General features: G+C 61.8%; 15 protein-coding genes. 3 read left to right on the forward strand and 12 right to left on the reverse strand.

Annotated elements, in window-relative coordinates:
• The first annotated feature begins 16 nt into the window (after positions 1-16).
• The gene (locus ABRP30_RS14430) at positions 17-1,105 is read left to right on the forward strand and encodes a polyamine ABC transporter substrate-binding protein (RefSeq protein ID WP_349975643.1); all 1,089 of its coding nucleotides are present in this window, start codon (positions 17-19) and stop codon (positions 1,103-1,105) included.
• Positions 1,106-1,119: 14 nt separating this feature from the next.
• The gene (locus ABRP30_RS14435) at positions 1,120-2,415 is read left to right on the forward strand and encodes an FAD-binding oxidoreductase (protein WP_349975644.1); all 1,296 of its coding nucleotides are present in this window, start codon (positions 1,120-1,122) and stop codon (positions 2,413-2,415) included.
• Position 2,416: 1 nt separating this feature from the next.
• Here ABRP30_RS14435 and ABRP30_RS14440 read toward each other — a convergent pair whose 3' ends face one another.
• A complete protein-coding gene (locus ABRP30_RS14440) occupies positions 2,417-3,793 on the reverse strand; it encodes an L-serine ammonia-lyase (protein WP_349975645.1) in 1,377 nt (458 codons plus the stop codon).
• 146 nt (positions 3,794-3,939) lie between these two features.
• On the opposite strand from ABRP30_RS14440, the gene ABRP30_RS14445 reads away from it, so the two are divergent.
• The gene (locus ABRP30_RS14445; protein ID WP_241803647.1) at positions 3,940-4,905 is read left to right on the forward strand and encodes a LysR substrate-binding domain-containing protein; all 966 of its coding nucleotides are present in this window, start codon (positions 3,940-3,942) and stop codon (positions 4,903-4,905) included.
• Here ABRP30_RS14445 and ABRP30_RS14450 read toward each other — a convergent pair whose 3' ends face one another.
• The 11 genes from ABRP30_RS14450 to ABRP30_RS14500 all read right to left on the reverse strand — a co-directional run bounded on the left by ABRP30_RS14450 (position 4,906) and on the right by ABRP30_RS14500 (position 17,097).
• Positions 4,906-6,567 (reverse strand): phosphoethanolamine transferase, encoded by a 1,662-nt coding sequence (locus tag ABRP30_RS14450; RefSeq protein WP_349975646.1) that lies wholly within the window; start codon positions 6,565-6,567, stop codon positions 4,906-4,908.
• 42 nt (positions 6,568-6,609) lie between these two features.
• Positions 6,610-8,028 carry an undecaprenyl-phosphate glucose phosphotransferase gene (locus ABRP30_RS14455; protein WP_349975647.1) on the reverse strand — a complete coding sequence of 473 codons (1,419 nt, stop codon included), beginning with the start codon at positions 8,026-8,028 and terminating at the stop codon, positions 6,610-6,612.
• A 171-nt stretch (positions 8,029-8,199) separates the two neighbouring features.
• The gene (locus tag ABRP30_RS14460) at positions 8,200-8,949 is read right to left on the reverse strand and encodes a WecB/TagA/CpsF family glycosyltransferase (RefSeq protein ID WP_349975648.1); all 750 of its coding nucleotides are present in this window, start codon (positions 8,947-8,949) and stop codon (positions 8,200-8,202) included.
• Positions 8,950-10,137, reverse strand: a complete 1,188-nt coding sequence (locus ABRP30_RS14465) for a glycosyltransferase family 2 protein (RefSeq protein WP_349975649.1) — start codon at positions 10,135-10,137, stop codon at positions 8,950-8,952.
• Positions 10,134-11,336 carry a glycosyltransferase family 4 protein gene (locus tag ABRP30_RS14470; RefSeq protein WP_267816384.1) on the reverse strand — a complete coding sequence of 401 codons (1,203 nt, stop codon included), beginning with the start codon at positions 11,334-11,336 and terminating at the stop codon, positions 10,134-10,136. Before ABRP30_RS14470 ends, ABRP30_RS14465 begins: the two co-directional genes overlap by 4 nt.
• Positions 11,337-11,415: 79 nt before the next feature.
• Positions 11,416-12,372: a VirK/YbjX family protein gene (locus tag ABRP30_RS14475; RefSeq protein WP_267816386.1), complete on the reverse strand. Its 957-nt coding sequence runs from the start codon at positions 12,370-12,372 to the stop codon at positions 11,416-11,418.
• A gap of 10 nt (positions 12,373-12,382) precedes the next feature.
• Positions 12,383-13,357 (reverse strand): glycosyltransferase family 2 protein, encoded by a 975-nt coding sequence (locus tag ABRP30_RS14480; protein WP_241803657.1) that lies wholly within the window; start codon positions 13,355-13,357, stop codon positions 12,383-12,385.
• Positions 13,358-13,418: 61 nt separating this feature from the next.
• Positions 13,419-13,943 carry a serine O-acetyltransferase gene (locus tag ABRP30_RS14485; protein WP_241803660.1) on the reverse strand — a complete coding sequence of 175 codons (525 nt, stop codon included), beginning with the start codon at positions 13,941-13,943 and terminating at the stop codon, positions 13,419-13,421.
• Positions 13,944-13,951: 8 nt separating this feature from the next.
• Complete coding sequence (locus tag ABRP30_RS14490; protein ID WP_241803661.1) at positions 13,952-14,908, reverse strand: glycosyltransferase family 2 protein; 957 nt, start codon at positions 14,906-14,908, stop codon at positions 13,952-13,954.
• Positions 14,901-15,518, reverse strand: a complete 618-nt coding sequence (locus ABRP30_RS14495) for an acyltransferase (protein WP_267816390.1) — start codon at positions 15,516-15,518, stop codon at positions 14,901-14,903. Before ABRP30_RS14495 ends, ABRP30_RS14490 begins: the two co-directional genes overlap by 8 nt.
• A gap of 112 nt (positions 15,519-15,630) precedes the next feature.
• Positions 15,631-17,097, reverse strand: coding sequence for an FAD-dependent oxidoreductase (locus tag ABRP30_RS14500; RefSeq protein WP_267816392.1), 1,467 nt, complete (start codon positions 17,095-17,097; stop codon positions 15,631-15,633).
• Positions 17,098-17,101: the final 4 nt, after the last annotated feature.

Here is a 17,101-nt window from a genome sequence, read left to right on the forward strand (position 1 = left end):
CCAACGAGGTGTCGACATGCGTCATCTGCAAGCCCTGATTCCCGCAGCATTCACCCTGCTGTTCGGTGCAGCCGCCCAGGCTGAGCCCACGGTCAGCGTTTACAACTGGACCGACTACATTGGTGATACCACCCTGGCCGACTTCCAGGCCAAGACCGGGATCAAGGTGGTCTATGACGTCTTCGACTCCAACGAAACCCTGGAGGGCAAACTGCTTGCCGGGCGCACCGGCTACGATGTGGTCGTGCCGTCCAACCACTTCCTCGCCCGCCAGGCACAGGCCGGCGCCTTCTTGCCACTGGACCGTAGCAAGCTGCCGAACTGGAAGCACCTGGACCCCAAACTGCTCAAGCAACTCGAACAGAACGACCCCGGCAACCAGTACGCGGTGCCCTACCTGTGGGGCACCAACGGCATCGGCTACAACGTCGAAAAGGTCAAAGCTGCACTGGGCATCGAGCGTATCGATTCCTGGGCGGTGCTGTTCGAGCCCGAGAACCTCAAGAAACTCAAACAGTGCGGGGTGGCCTTCATGGACTCGCCCGATGAACTGTTCCCGGCCATGCTCAATTACCTGGGCATGGACCCGCGCAGCGAAAAGCCGGCTGACTACGCCAAGGCCGAAGCGCACCTGCTTGCACTGCGCCCTTACATCACCTACTTCCACTCGTCCAAATATGTCTCGGACCTGGCCAACGGCGACATCTGTATTGCGTTCGGCTATTCCGGCAACGTGTTCCAGGCCGCCCACCGCGCAGTCGAGGCGAAAAACGGCGTGAAGATCGCCTACAGCATCCCCAAGGAAGGCAGCAACCTGTGGTTCGACCTGCTGGCCATTCCCAAGGACGCCAGCAACCCCGAGCAGGCGCTGGCCTTCATCAACTACCTGCTCGAACCGCAGGTGATCGCCAAGGTCAGCGCCACGGTCGGCTATGCCAATGCCAACCCCGACGCCAAGGCCTACATGGATGAATCGCTGGTCAACAACCCCGAGATCTACCCGCCCCAGGAGGTGCTGGACAAACTGTACATTTCCAGCACGCCGAGCCCGAAGATCATGCGTGTCATGACCCGTTCCTGGAGCAAGATCAAGTCCAACCGCTGAGCCGAGAGCGCGCCATGCCATTCGATACCCAACACACTGCGTCTTACTACGCTGCCACCGCGCGCGATACCGCGCCCTACCCTAGCCTGGACGGCGAACTGACCGCGGATGTGTGCGTGGTCGGCGGTGGGCTGACCGGGGTCAATACCGCGCTGGAGCTGGCCGAGCGTGGCCTGTCGGTGATCCTGCTCGAAGGACGGCGCGTCGGCTGGGGCGCCAGCGGGCGCAACGGTGGCCAGCTGATCCGCGGCATCGGCCATGACGTCAGCGATTTTGCCCGCTACGTCGGCCAGGATGGCGTGCGCTACCTGAAACAGGCTGGCATCGACTCGGTGGCCCTGGTGGCCAGGCGCATCGAGCAGTACGGCATTGCCTGCGACCTGCGCTGGGGCTTCTGCGAGCTGGCCAATACACCTGCCCAGTTCGCGGCGTTCAAGGACGAGCAACGCGACCTGGCGGAGCTTGGCTATAGCCATGAAACGCGCCTGGTCGAGCGTGAGCGGCTGCACGAAATCGTTGCCAGCGACCAGTACGCCGGCGGGCTGGTGGACATGGGGTCGGGCCATCTGCACCCGCTCGACCTGGTCCAGGGTGAAGCGCGCGCGGCGCACTGCCTGGGGGTACGCATTTTCGAGCAGAGCCCGGTGCTGCGCATCGAGCACGGCGCCACGGTCACCCTGCATACCGCTCGGGGCAAGGTCAGGGCACACAGCCTGGTGCTCGGTTGCAACGCGCACCTCGACGAACTGGAGCCACGCCTGAGCGGTAAAGTGCTGCCTGCCGGCAGCTACGTGGTGGCCACCGAGCCACTGCCCGAGGCCGTGGCCACGGCGCTGATACCGCAGAACATGGCGATGTGCGACCAGAAGGTCGGCCTGGATTACTACCGCCTCACCGCAGACCGTCGGCTGCTGTTCGGCGGGGCCTGCCATTATTCAGGGCGCGACCCGAAGGACATCGCCGCTTACATGCGGCCCAAGGTGCTCAAGGTGTTCCCGCAACTGGCCGAGGTACGCATCGATTACCAGTGGGGCGGGATGATCGGCATCACCGCCAACCGCTTCCCACAGGTCGGGCGGCTGAGCCAGTACCCGAATGTCTACTACGCCCAGGGCTACTCCGGGCATGGCCTGAACGTGACCCACTGGACGGCCAGGCTGCTGGCTGAAGGGATCGCGGTGGGGCACAGCCAGGGGCTGGATGTCTTCAGCGCCGTGCCCCACCTCACCTTCCCGGGCGGCAAGGCGTTGCGCTCACCGCTGCTGGCATTGGGGATGCTGTGGTATCGGGTGCGCGAGGTGCTGGGCTGACTCAGCACTCGACGAACGCCACCGCCAGGCCACCGCGCGAGGTTTCCTTGTAGTTGGCATGCATGTCGGCGCCGGTATCACGCATTGTGCGAATCACCCGATCCAGCGAGATGAAGTGCTCGCCATCACCGCGCAAGGCCATCTGCACAGCATTGATCGCCTTGACCGCGGCGATCGCATTGCGCTCGATGCACGGCACCTGGACCAGCCCGCCGACCGGGTCACAGGTCAAGCCCAGGTTGTGTTCCAGGGCGATCTCGGCGGCGTTTTCCAATTGCCCGGGTGTAGCGCCCAGCACTTGGGCAAGGCCGGCGGCAGCCATCGAGCATGCCGAACCCACCTCGCCCTGGCAGCCCACTTCGGCACCGGAGATCGATGCATTCTTCTTGCACAGGATGCCGACAGCGGCAGCGGCCAGCAGGAACGCCACCACATCGTCGTCGCTGGCGGCGGGGTTGAACTTCATGTAATAGTGCAACACCGCAGGGATGATACCCGCCGCGCCGTTGGTCGGCGCGGTGACCATGCGCCCGCCGGCGGCGTTCTCTTCATTGACCGCCAGGGCGAACAGGTTGACCCACTCCATCGCGCTCAAAGTCGAGCCGATCACATTGGGTTTGCCCAGTTCCTGCAGGCTGCGATGCAAGCGTGCAGCGCGGCGTTTGACGCCAAGCCCGCCAGGCAGAATGCCCTCGTTGCGCAGGCCGTTGTCGACGCACTCACGCATTGCGGCCCATATCCGCAGCAGCCCTTCGCGTACCTCGGCTTCGCTGCGCCACGCGCATTCATTGGCCAGCATCAACTGGGCAACGCTCAGCTGATGGGCCTTGCACAGCGCCAGCAACTGGGCCGCACTGGAGAATTCGTAGGGCAGCGTCACAGCAGCCGCTTGGTTGTGCGGCGCGTCGATTTCACCCTGCTCGACAATGAAGCCGCCGCCAACGGAATAGTAGGTTTGGCTGAGCAGGCTGCCCTGCTCGCCCATGGCCCCCAGGGTCATGGCATTGGGGTGATAGGGCAGGTTCTCGTCCAACAGCAGCATGTCGCGTGCATACATGAAGGTCAGCGGGTGGCTGGCGTCGAGCATCAGGCAGTGCTCCTGCATCACCTGAGCGATACGTGAGTCGATCGTGGCCGGGTCGATGCGGTCCGGCCACTGCCCCATCAGGCCGAGCAGGCAGGCGCGGTCTGTAGCATGGCCCACGCCCGTAGCGGAAAGCGACCCATACAGGCGCACTTCTATACGCCGCACCTGGCCAAGCAAGCCTTGGGTGCGCAGTGCCTGGGCAAAGGTGGCGGCTGCCCGCATGGGGCCGACGGTGTGGGAGCTGGACGGGCCGATGCCGATTTTGAAAAGGTCGAAAACACTGATAGCCATACTAATGCCTGACCGCGCCGGGCTGAAACACCGTTACGCGGCTGTCTGGATAAATTGAACGCTACTGCGAAGTTGCGCGATACTGCCGCGCTCACCTGTTGATGACCAACGAAACTTTCTAAGCAAGGCTTTAGCAGAGCTAAACGATGCGACGACAAATGAACGGCCAGATGTTCGTCTGGCTGCATGTTTTTTCCTGTGCAGCCCGGCACCTCTCCTTCACCCGCTGCGCCGAGGAATTGCACATCACCCCCGGCGCGGTCAGCCAGCAGATGCGCCAACTGGAAGAGCGCCTTGGTTACCGCCTGTTCCTGCGGCGTGCGCGCGGGGTTGAGCTGAGCGCCGAGGGGCAGCGCCTGGCGCAGACCGTGGCCGAGGCCTACGGCAGCATCGAAGCCGAACTGCTGCGCCTGGATGCAGGCGAAATCCGCGGCACCTTGCGCGTACGCTCGATTCCCTCGTTCCTGGCCAAGTGGCTGACACCGCGCCTGCCGCGCTTTCAGCAGCGGTATCCGGATATCGAGTTGCGTCTGGTGGCCGAAGACAGCGCGCAGGCGCTGAACCCAGGCGACTTCGACCTGGCCATTGACCTGAATGATGGCAGCTACCCGGGCATGCTCTCGACGCCGCTGCTGGATGAACAGGTCTTCCCCGTCTGCTCGCCAGCCTTGCTGCGCGGCCGCCCGCCCTTGCACGGGCCTGCGGACCTTGCCCACTATCCCCTGCTGCACGACATCACCGCCTGGCGCGGCAGTTCGGATTTTGCCGAATGGGAGTTCTACCTGGAGGGCATCGGTGCGCCAGGGCTGGACGTGCGACGCGGGCATACCTTCAACCGCAATCACTTGACGATCGAAGCGGCGATCGCCGGGATCGGCGTGGCCATAGCCCGCCGCACCTTGCTCAATGATGAGCTTGAACGGGGCGCATTGATCGTGCCGTTCGGTGTGCCGATCGCCAACCACAAGCGCTATGTGGTGCATTACCCGCCAGGCGGGCTGAACCAGCCGGGCGCTCGTGCGGTGCACGACTGGCTGGTGGAAGAGGCCAACAGCTTTCGCATGCAGCACCCTGTTCAAGCACGTGACGTGACCACCCGCACACCCGCGTGATCATTCCACTGCAACGCGCTTCACATCGAAATCAAACGAGGGCACGTACTCACCGGCCAGCACATGTGGGCATTTGGACGGGACGAAGTTGTCGCTCAACAGGTCTTGGGCGCTGTCATAACCCGGCATGGAAATGCCCGTGATGTTCAACAACGTATGGGCAAGGGAGGAAATGCTGACGGTTTGCCCTTCCCGCTGTTTAAGTTTGTGCAGCACGTGCGCCTGCCGCTGCAGCAGGCTGCCGGAAGCCCAGATGAACGCGGCCACCGAAAGGTCATACTCATTGCCCATGCCATGGCCCAACAGACCGCGGTTGTCATCCAGCAAATTCTCGCCATGGTCAGACGAATAGACCAACAACGCCTTGCGCTGGCTGCTTTTGAGTTGATCGATGATCCGGCCCAACAGCCAGTCGGTGTACAGGATCGAGTTATCGTAATCTGCGGTGATCCGGTCCTTCGCGCTGTCGCTCGCCGGCTTGAACTTGCCGAACTCGCGTGGGTAGCGGCGGGCATAATCGAAATGGCTGCCCTTGATATGAATGAAGATGGCCTGTTTCTGCCTGCCGCCCTGCCGGATGATGTCTTCGTAGGCTTGCATCAAGGCGCCGTCGTAGCTGCGCTCAAAGTATTGGCGGGTCTGCGCCTCAGCAGCAATCTGCGGAATGATCCCGCCAAAACTGTCGACTTCCTGGGAAGACAGCCAGTACGTTTTGTAGCCGGCGGCGCGGTAGATGCCAACCAGGGATTTGGTCGAGGCGATCAGGTCCCAGTGCTTGATCGGCGCCAGGCTGAGCAATGAGGGCACGGCGACCGATGTATACGGTGCCGTGGTGCACATGCTGTCGAACTTGAACACCCCCGCCTCTTTGTCGAGGTTCGGCGTGGTGGGTTGGTGGTAACCATACAGCGACCAGTTGTGTGGCCGTGAGGACTCGCCGATGACGAACACGAGGGTCTCGACATCAGCGGCGTCCGACACTGCAGTTATCTTCACCTCGGACTCCAGGCGCTGTTTGATATAGCGCTTGGACTCGGCATACAACGTGACCGTCAAGCCGATTTGCGACAAATAACCTACCGGGGTACTTTGATCCTTGGCTGCCAGGTCCAGGACTGCACTCTTGCCCAGCGAATTGAGTTTGACGGTTTTGTAGAAATAGGCGCCATACCCGACCAACAAGGCACTTATCGTCAAGCCAAAAATCGCCTTGTTCTTGTAAAACGTGCGCCGGTACAAGCCAGCCAAGCCAACGCCATAACACAGCACGAATACCAGCAGTACCGCACTGATCGAATGCCAGTAGGTACTGAGAAAATCAGTCGCCTCTTTGTAATTGGTCAGCCCGATAAAAAGATAGGCTGCCGTCAAGCGCGAACCAAAGTTCAGAACCAGGAACAGATCGACACTGGCCGCCAGATAGAATGGCAACAACAGAAGATGAACCTTGAATTGATTGGCTGAAACGAACCGCGTGGCCAGCAGCCATAACACTGAAATGGCCAGTGTGTAGATGACCAACAAATCCATTTTCGAGCAATTGCACTCGACCAACAGCTTGACGAACAACGGCGACAGCAGAAACGCCCATAACAGAAAAATCGGCCACTCGGCCTTCGCTACCCTCGACACAACCCCGCCCAGCCAAGACAACCTGTTCATGGATCCCTGCCCCTTTGGATGGCACGTGGTCGAGTAGCGGCTTCAGTAGGCCTGCTTGCCGGTAAAGGCATTGAGCGTTCGAACCAGAATCACGAAGTCGAGCCAGAGCGACCAGTTATTGATGTACTCGATGTCCGAGTTCACCCGCTGGATCATCTGTTCGATGTCCTTGGTTTCCCCCCGGTAGCCCCGCACCTGTGCCAGGCCTGTCATGCCGGGCTTGATGTTGTGGCGGGCGAAGTAGTCGACGATGTCCTGGGAGTACAACGTATCGTGTTGCAGCGCATGCGGACGCGGGCCCACCAGCGACATCTCGCCCGTCAATACATTGAACAGCTGCGGCAACTCATCCAGGCTGGTGCGCCGGATGAAGGCGCCGACCCGGGTCAGCCTTGGGTCATTCTTCTGCGCCTGCTGGACCACGCCAGCATCGGGTTGGTGGACGCGCATGCTGCGAAACTTCCAGATGCGAAACGACTCCCCCGTCCACCCGGTACGTTCCTGGCGGAAAAACACCGGCCCCGGGCTGTCGAACTTGATGATCGCGGCCACCACCAGCAGTACCGGCGAGGCACAAAGCAGAATGAACGCAGCCAGCACGCGGTCTTCCAGGTTCTTCAGGAACAGGCTCATGCCGGTGAGCGGAGTTTCCGACAACGTCAATACCGGGATGCCGGCAATCTCACGGACGCTGTGGTTGATCAGGCGCAGCGAGAAGATATCGGGCACCCAGTTGACCGCAATGCACTTGTCCAAGAGTTTCAGGTAGACATCGTTGATCAGCTCAGAGCCGCCCAGCGGCGTCACCAGATAGACCGTGCGGATCGCGTGCTTGGCGATGAGCTCGTCCAGGTCGGCAATACGGCCCAATACCGGCAGGCGCAACTTTGCATCGGCCGTGTCCTGCCCATCGAGTTGCTCATCGATCAGCACACAACCGACCACCCGCTCACCAAACCAAGGGTTGTTGCTGATTTTCTGGTAGAGGAAGTTCGCCAGATCGCCCCCGCCGATAATCAACGCGTTGTCCTGGCGAGCATGAGCAGTAAAGCGCTTTTGCAGTTCGCGCACCACAATATGCAGGAGCAACTGGGCAATGTAACCAAACACAAACAACTGCACGACCAACAGCCGCGAATAGGTTTCACTCTGTTTGGTGAGAAACGCGATAACTACTAAGAAACAAAACGTGGCAGACCACGCCTTGAACAACCGGAAGGCTTTGACGGACAGGCCAACGTTACTACGATAAATGGCATAGTGATCATAAATGACGGCCAGCGCACCTATCAGCAGCAACAGCATGATCACGTAGTCTGAAGTAATATACCCAAACTGGTCATAGATCAGATACCACGCAACACTGGTGACGGCGATGCCATCGAGGCCGGCTTGAATGGCGTTACTCACACTACTTCTTCGCTGCAGCAAAGAACGGCTGCTTCTAGGCTCGAATACCATTATGAGGCCTCTTTTTATGTGCGTGACCCACCTGTTGCCATTACACCCGTGCGATACAACCAACCTTAGATCCAACACCAGATCAGTCAAAAAAGCTGCCACGACTCCCCGCGCCGCCTGATATCACTGTAGCAGTACCCGGCAGGCAGTGCGGGGCTCAATCCGCCTCGCTCACGGCCCTGTCAGGGTCGCTTTGCCGAACAGCAACGCCCGCAGCAGGAACAGCGGATTGCCAACCACATAGCGCACGAACAGCCGCTTGGGCTCCCTGCTCAGCCTGTACACCCATTCGCCGCCCAAGCGGCGTAACCAGTCCGGCGCCCGGGTGACCTTGCCGCCCATGAAATCCAGGATCGCTCCGCCGCAGACGATCAGGCAGGGCCTGCCCAATTCAGCCAGGCGCGCTGCGACGTTCTCCTGCTTGGGCATGCCCATGCCCAGCACGATCAGTTCCGGCTGCTGCTGCCGCGCCAGGTCGATGTAGGTGTCGATACTGGCAAAGCCGTCATGCAGCGACACGACGTTTACCCCGTAAAGCGCTTCGGCCTGGTCGGCGGCCCGGCTCAGGTACGGCTCCTGGGTGCCCCAGAACGCTACCCGCCTGCCGTTGAACGCAGCCAGCAACTCGGGAATGAAATCGGTGCCGTTCATGTTCAGCCCGGGCGCCAGCCCCAGGCGCCGATACAGTATCGCGATGCCCGACCCGTCGCGCAGCAGCACGTCCGCTGCCGCCAGCGCGGTGCAGTAGTCGGCGTTGGCAGCCACCAGGTTCATGGCATGGGCATTGACGAAGCCCAACACCGTGGCCGTGCGCGGCGCGCTCAGTGCCTGCAGCACCTGCCGCTCATCAGCGGCGTCATCGACCACGCGCAGCTTGTCGATGATCGTCTTCCAGCGTCGCACCCAAGGCCATGCGTCCATTCAGCTGTCATCCCGTTTCGAGCGCACCCATTCAACCTGGCGCTTGAGCAGAAAACCGAGGTACAGGGGAATCTTCCTCGCCGCGTAGAACGGCGCATACAGCAATACGGAAAACGGGATCACCTCACGCGAGAAGCGCCACCAGGCCAACACCACCGCGGCCAGCAACAGCGCAAGGTTGATGGTGGCAAGCACTGCCGGCAGTACAATGCCGAGGACCGCAAATGCCAGCCATGCCACGCTGAACACCACCACCATGGCCAAGGCCAGCAGCGCCAAGGGCGGTACCAGCAGGTCCACGGCCATGGCCAGCAAAGGCCAGTTACCCTGCGCCAGCGAGCGGCGGATCAACCCGGGGCCCTCCGTCAGCAGCAACCCCAGATGGCCATGCTCCCAGCGGGTGCGTTGGCTGTTCAGGCCTTCCTGGCTGGTCGGGAACTGGCTGGTGACAGTGGCCGCCGGGCAGAACAGCGGGGGTTTGCCATCGCGGCACAGCTCCAGGCCCAGCTTAATGTCTTCGACCAGGTGGCCGGTCGCCAAGTTGGCCGCTGTCACGTCCTGCCAACTGAACGCCATGCCCGCCCCCATCAACTGGCACGGCAAGCCTGCCCGAGCCCATCCACGCGGGCGCACCAGGTTCTTCACGCGCCAGGCGAATTCGGCGACCTGCACTTTCAGCCCAGCGCCTGCAGGTGCATGCATCAGGTACAAAGACTGCACCGGCCGGCCAGACTCGACGCAACTGTGCGCCAGGCGCTCGACGGCACCGGCGCTCACCTGGCAATCGGCGTCGATGATCAGCACCACCTGCGGCGGGTTGTGCGCCAGATGCCGTACGCCGTAGTCCAGCGCATAACCCTTGCCACGCAGGTGCGGGTCCTGACGCTCGATCACCTGCGCACCGGCAGCCCGCGCCAATGCGGCGGTATCGTCGCTGCAGTTGTCCGCCACCACCAGCAACTGGTCGCCCTCGCGCAATTGCCCGGCGATGCTCGCCAGTGCAGACGCGATGACCAGCGCCTCGTTGTGCGCCGGTACCAACACCGCCACCCGTGGCCGTGCGCCCTTGAGCTGTGGCTCCGGCCGCGCCGGCAGGCAAGCCAACAGCACCTGGACCAACAGCACCAGCACCGGCAGCAGCACAAGCAATGCCACGATGCCTAACAGCCAACTCAATAAAGTAATCATGCAATTGCCTTGAAATAGCGAACCAGCCTGGCCGCTTCGGTATCGATATCGTGACGCTGGAGCACGCGCTCGTAGGCAGCCTGGCCCATCTGCTGCAGGGCCTGGGCAGGCTGCGCCAGGCAATCCGCCATGGCCTCGGCCAACGCTTGCACTTCGCCTGCCGGGAACAGCCAACCGTTTTCCCCTTGCCGAACCAGCTCGGGGATGCCAGCGACAAAGGTCGTCAATACCGGACGACGCAAGGCCATGGCCTCCATGAGGACCACAGGCAGCCCTTCGGCGAAACTCGGCAGCACCAGCGCGCGGGCAGCAAGGATTTCTTCCCGGACCTGGGCGCTGCTGATCCAGCCCGTGACGCGCACCTGGCCCTGCAAACCATGGCGGGCGATCAACGCGTCGATCTGCTCACGCATTTCACCATCGCCGGCCAGCACCAGTTCGAACGCCACCCCGTCGGCGAACAGGCGCCGGGCGGCTTCAAGCAGCAGCAGCTGGCCCTTCTGCTCGCACAGGCGCCCTACGCATACCAGCCGCGGCGCTGCCGGGGGCGCGATGGCCGGGCCTTCATGGAAACTGCGCTCCAGGCCGCAATGCACCACCTTCACCTTGACCCAGTGCTCATGGGCCACCCAGCGAAACAACTGGCTGCGCCCGTACGAGCTCACCGCAGCGACGAATGCGGCGCGGCGCACCTTCTCTGCCATGTGCAGGAATTGCGGCTTGTCGAACTCCTCCGGCCCGTGCACGGTGAAGCTGTAGCGGGGGCCACCGAGGGTGTTGGCCAGCATGACCACCTCGGTGGAATTGGTGCCGAAATGCGCGTGCACGTGCTCCGCAGCAGCGCTTTTCAGCCACTGCACGACACGGCACGCTTCAGCCAGATAGACCAGGTGATAAGGCCAGGCTCGATCGGCGCGCAACCCCATGCTCAACGCCAGGCGCAACGCTGAAAGGAAACGCCGCGGCTCGGCGCGCGCTACCTGCAGCATCGGTTTGAGCAGGCTTTTGAGGCCCCCTTGCAGCACGTAGCGGGTCTTGCCCCGCTCGGCGATATCTTCATCGTCCTGCAACTCGGCGTCCCAACCCCGCAGGGCGATGCGTTGAACCTCCATGCCTTGACGTTCGAGCGCCAGAATTTCGCGACGAATGAAGCTGTGACTGACCTTGGGATACTGATTGATGAAATAAGCAATGCGCATACGCCCCCAAATCGAAATCCGTTTACTGATAGGGTCGGGCCGCTTCGGCGACGCCCTGACCTTTACCTCATGCTGTGGCTCACTGACTACAGGCTAGCTGAGGATGCAACGGCAGCGCTGTTTGCGTGGTGGTGCCGGGCAGTGCTGCTTCTATCTTGGCGAAAACGTCGTCCAGTAGCGCGTTGCGGCGTCTGTACATGGCGCGTTTCTTCGGCGCGATGTCCTCCAGATTACGCTTGGCAGGCGCCAGGGGGAGCTCGAAGAAGCCCTCACGCAGCGACGCCTCGGCACCGCTCTCCTGCCATATCACATCATAGTTGGCTGCCAGGTCCTGAGCCTTATCAACCCCGAAATAGGGGTGGCGGTGGTGCCGGCACTGATCACCGACAGCATGGATGCGCGCGACCCCGACCGTTCTGGCCAGGCACTTGAGGGCTTCGAGCAGAAAGCTTCGGGGGCGCAACCCTTCGAAATCCTTGGTCAGGTCGCGGTAGATGTTCAGGGAGGTTTCGCTGTCGATGCCTTTATGAATACCTTGCACGGCGCCAATGAACAGGCACAACTCGCCCTCTGTGCGGCACAGGGTGAACGCCAACGACGCCACGCGCAGGTCAGCCTGGAACAGGTTGATCACCAATTCCCCCTCACGCTTGAACCAGATCGGCCGATCCAGCACCAGAGCACAATCCTTGGAGTAGGCCGACAGGTCACAGACCACTCGGCGTTCCTCGCGCCCCAACAGCAACAGTGCCGGCAATTGGCTGACGACCACCTCATAGTGCGAGGCCACCACATCGAGCCGCTCACGGGCATCCCAGCATTTGCTGATGTATGGCCACTGCACCACCCCGATGCAGTCCACGCCTAGCCGGGCAAAGCGCTCGTTGCCCAGCGCAGCGGACATGCGCTGCATGAAGGTGCGCAAGTCCGGCCACTGCCTGATCATGGCTGCGCCCAGCTTGTACTTGTTGTTGAGCGCCCGCAGCGAGTAGCCCGGTTGCAAGGTGAGGACGCTTTTGGCTAACGATCCGAGCATCTTAGGCATCTCATTTGTACTCGATCAACGCCGGGTTGCCGGCCGTGTACCTGTTCAGCACAAACCTCATCTGGCCCAGCATCTCCGGGAATTTGCCCAGCACCAGAAAGGCCGCCTGCACTGCGTTTTCCCGCGCCGACCTGCCGCCACGGCGCGCCAGGCGCAGCATCTGCAAGGGGTAGACCAGCAGCAACCACAGTGCCCACGGGCCCGCCCAGACGCTTGCCAGTGCAACCAGCAGTGGAATGCCCAGGCCCCACAACCAGGCACGGCGTGACTCACGCAGCCAATGCCGTTCCGGCGGCGCCCCATGCAGGCAGGCACCTTCGGCATAGGCGTAGCCTGCGCGTACGCTGCGCCGCCACCACTGGCCGAAGCGTGTCATGGCGGCATCGTGCAACGTCATTTCAGCAGCCAGGCGCCAGACCTTCCAGCCCGCCGCCCTGAGCCGCACGCACAGCTCGGGCTCCTCCCCGGCGATCAGCGCCGAGCGATAGCCAGCGACGGCCACGAAGGCATCCACACGCATCAGCGCATCACCGCCACAGGCCTTGGTTTCACCCACCGGGGTGTCCCACTCCAGGTCACACAGCCAGTTGTAGACCGAGTGCTGGGGAAAGCGCTCGCGGCGCCGCCCACACACCACCGCCACCTGCGGGTGGGCGTCGAGAAAGGCTCGCGCCGTGGCGAGCCAGCCGGCATCCACTTCGCAATCGCCATCGACGAACTGCACAAGGCGCACGGCAGGCAGGGCCCTTTGCAGGCAGGCGAAGCCCTCGTTGCGTGCACGCGCGGCCGTGAAAGGTCTGCTCATGTCCAACGTCAGCACCTCGACACCCAGGGCCGATGCCCGTTGCACGGAACCATCCGTGGAACCTGAGTCGACGTACACCACCTTGTCCGCACGACCTGCCAACGACGCCAGGCAGCGCTCCAGACGAAGGCCTTCGTTACGGCCGATAACCACTACGCCAATGCCTGTCACCCTGGACCTCACTCGCAACGCTTGATCAAACCACCCCGTGTACGGTCAGCCATTGCCTGGCTCATGTGAACTCCATCGCTTCGCTGGGTTTTCTCGCCTTGATGGTCGCGGGTACGCCCACGGCCAGTGAGTTGTCCGGCACATCGATCAGCACCACCGCGTTGGAGCCGATCGCGACGTTGTTGCCGATGCGAATGTTGCCCAGCACCTTGGCCCCGGCGCCGATATCGACGTTGTTGCCAAAGATGGGCGCAATCGGTTCATTGACGTTCTTCAGGCCAACCACCACACCGTTGCGGATCCGGCAGTCATCGCCGAACCGCGCATAGCCGCTGATGACGATGCCGCCGAAATGATCGATGACGAAGTTGCGGCCGATCACCACTTCACAGGGCAACTCGACGCCGGTGATGATCTGCACGAATTTGAACAGCACCTTGTAGACAAACGACAGCAGCTTGCGCAGAAGCGCCGGCCGCACCCCGTAGCGCCAACGGCCAAAGCGATAGACCACCAGCACCCAGAAGCCCTGGGCCCCCCAATCTCCACCGTGTGCACGCAAGTCCGCGCGTATGTTCTGGAACATGGCTTCACCTACCGTGTGGGTTGGCTGGCAAACTGGGTCCTGAGCAACAGCGACCAGGTGGCGCGCGTGTGCAGCCAACAGGCCTTTATCGCGCCCCAGCCTCGCCCCTTGAGCAGTGCCTTGAGCGCCAGCACCAGGTCACCCAGGCTTACCAGCACCATGTGCAGGATCAGGCCCGGCACGCCATGGTGCTTGCGAAAGTACAGCAGCTCGCTCTCGATCTGGTAGCTGGAGATCTGCCGGCTCGCAGCCTCCAGCTCGGCGACCGACTTGGAGCTCTCCCCGCCGATGTGCACGACGGTGGTATGCGGGTAGAACACCACCTTCCATCCGGCATCCTTGACCCGCTTGCAATGGTCGACTTCCTCGTAATAAAGGAAGTAGCGCGGGTCGAACAGGCCCACCTGATCGAGCACTTCACGACGCACCAGGTAGAAACAGCCCGGCAACCAGTCGCATTCACGCACCGAGGCATGGTCCCAGGTCATCTCGTCGACCATCTTCACCCCGGGGAAAAAGCGCCCCAGCCCGGTACGCGCGACAAACACATTCAAGGGCGTGGGGAAGTACCTGCAACTGGGCTGCAGATCACCATCGCGCCCCACCAGGCGCACGCCCAGCACGCCGCAGTCCGGGTGCGCGTCCATGTAATCGATGGTTTTCTGCAGGCTGTCGGCAGCGACGAAAGCGTCGGTGTTGAGCAACAGCGCGTACTTGCCCTGCAGGTGCGCCAGCAACTGGTTGTTGGCGCGGCCAAAACCGACATTGTGCGTGTTGCTCAGCAGCACAGCTTCGGGGCAGACCTCGGCCAGGCGCTGCACCGAATCGTCGACGGATGCGTTGTCCACTACCAGATAGCTGGCCAACCGTTCACTGCCGGCTTGGCGCAGCGCATCGAACATCGGCTGCAGCAACGATGCGGTATTGAAATTGACGACCATCACATCGACGGGTTTTCTATCCATTGCTGCCGTCTCCGAAGAAATACTCGCTGCGTTGGCGCGCCAGTGCAGGTTCTACCGTCGGGTCGTAAGCGCCTTTGCGCTGCTTGACCGTTTCGATCCAGGGGTAGGCATTGCAACGCGCTTCGACCCGGGTGATCAGCTCTTCGGTGGTGCAGATGACTCTGGCCGGGTTACCGCCGACTACCGTGCCAGGCGGTACATCCTTGGTGACGACTGCCCCGGCGGCAACCACCGAGTCAGGCCCGATGGTCACGCGCGGCATGACGATCGCGCCATGCCCGACGAAGCAGTTGTCCTTGATGTCAATGTAGCCGACCGAATCCAGGTGCTTGCCGTAACAGATCTCGATCAGCGCAACCACACCGTCGTGGCCGATCAAGGTACAGTCCGACAGGCCCACATTGCTGCCGATACGCACCAGCGTGGGGTCGGTTACATTGCAGCCGCAGTTGATATACACATTGCTGCCCACCGAGTGGAATTTGCCCCACCGTGCCAGGTAGGTGCCCCACTCCAAGGGTGTGGGGTTGCAGAATTTCTTGTAAGCCGAACCTCCCCGTCCTGTTGAGTAGACATACTGCGTCATGGCATTGCGTATCCATCCAATCATTCTGCTACCCTCGCACTTCTAGCGGTCCTGGACTGTCCCTGAGGCGAACCGGTCTCATTCTTGTTCATGCTGACCCTGTCGCACTCAACCCTTCCCCACGTTGCTCATCCCTTCAAGCCATCGCGCCACTGGCCGCCCTCATTTTCGTATCGAGGTGGTCGGCCAATCTGAGGGCGAATTGCAACAGCGGCATCGTCGGGTTCGAGGCGCCGCCCGTAGCAAAAATGCTGCTGCCCGCTACATAGAGGTTTTCACTGCCGAACACCTTGCAGTCGGCGTCGACCACGCCGAACTCGGGGGATGCCGCCATGCGTGTCGTGCCCATGTGATGGGCATGGGGCGACAGTTTCAAGGGCAGTTCGGTGTCATAGACATAATCGTTGAGCTTGATGAAGCCCAGTCCCGCCTGGGCGAACTGCTTGGCCAGTTCCGCGCCGATGCACTTGATGGTATGCCTGTCGGTGGCACTGAGCACCCAATTGACATTGACCTTGGCAACGCCCAGCTCGTCTTTTTCGTCGAGCAGCGATAGCCGGCTTTGCGCATCCGGGAACTGCTCGATCATCGTGGTCAGCACGCCATCGCCGGGGCAGCTGAACTTGGCGACGAACTCGATCTTGCTGGCCAGCCCCATCTGACACGCCAGGTTTTCCAGAAAGTATTTGACCTCAGCCGTTCTACCGTAGGTCTGCACATCGGCCAGTACCGTAGCAGAGACATTGCCCTTGCCGGCCTGGTACTCAGCGACGAATGCATCGGTGGTGTAATACTGGCGTTGCTCGGTGCCCACGCCATCTTTGAGAATGAAGGTGCCCAGGTCGATGTTCAGGTGTTCCATCAGGCAACGTCCGGTCAGGCCTTCTTTTTTCACCACCCCCGCCTTCACAAGCGAAGCGCTGTTGAGCAATTGCCTGGCGTTCTCGATCGCCCCCATCGCCAAGACGAACTGATTGGCCACGACACGCTCGCGCTGTTTGTCGTAATCGCACACTACCGCTGCCTGCAACTGCCCTGAGGCCTGATCGAATTCGAGGTCGACACAGTTGCAGTTGATGAACACTTCCAGCCCAGGCGTTTCTGTGAGCGCCGACGCATACTTTTGCGCGAACCGTGTTGGCGGGCTCAGCAGAAAACAATCAGCGTCGAATTCGCCCCCGTTCAGGCCAGTGTTCTCGGGTTTGAAATCAGCCCCGTGCGGCAAGTCGACGATCGCCATGGCCGCCGGCAGGTAGCGCTCGATCTGCGCATAATCGATCGGCCAGCCCGGAAGGCCCACCGGCGGTGCTACGGCAAAATCCGAAGCCGTGAACGGGCGGCAACGGCCTGCCCAATGATTGGAGGTGCCGCCCAGGTAACGCAGGCGCGTCTGTTCGGCATAAAGCTCAAGGCCGGTCGAACTGCAGGCGTAGAGGTTCTGCGAGCGTGGTTCATACTCATGCCCTCCCCCTTCGAGCAGCGCCACGCTCCACCCCGCCTGCGCCAATTGCAGGGCCAGGGTGATGCCGGCCGGGCCGGCACCGATGATGCACACGTCGTAGGCCTTGCGCAGGGTCTTCTCAGCCTGGAAGTCCTTGATCATGCTC

The organism is Pseudomonas sp. WHRI 8519, assembly GCF_040224055.2.
Lineage (GTDB): Bacteria > Pseudomonadota > Gammaproteobacteria > Pseudomonadales > Pseudomonadaceae > Aquipseudomonas > Aquipseudomonas putida_X.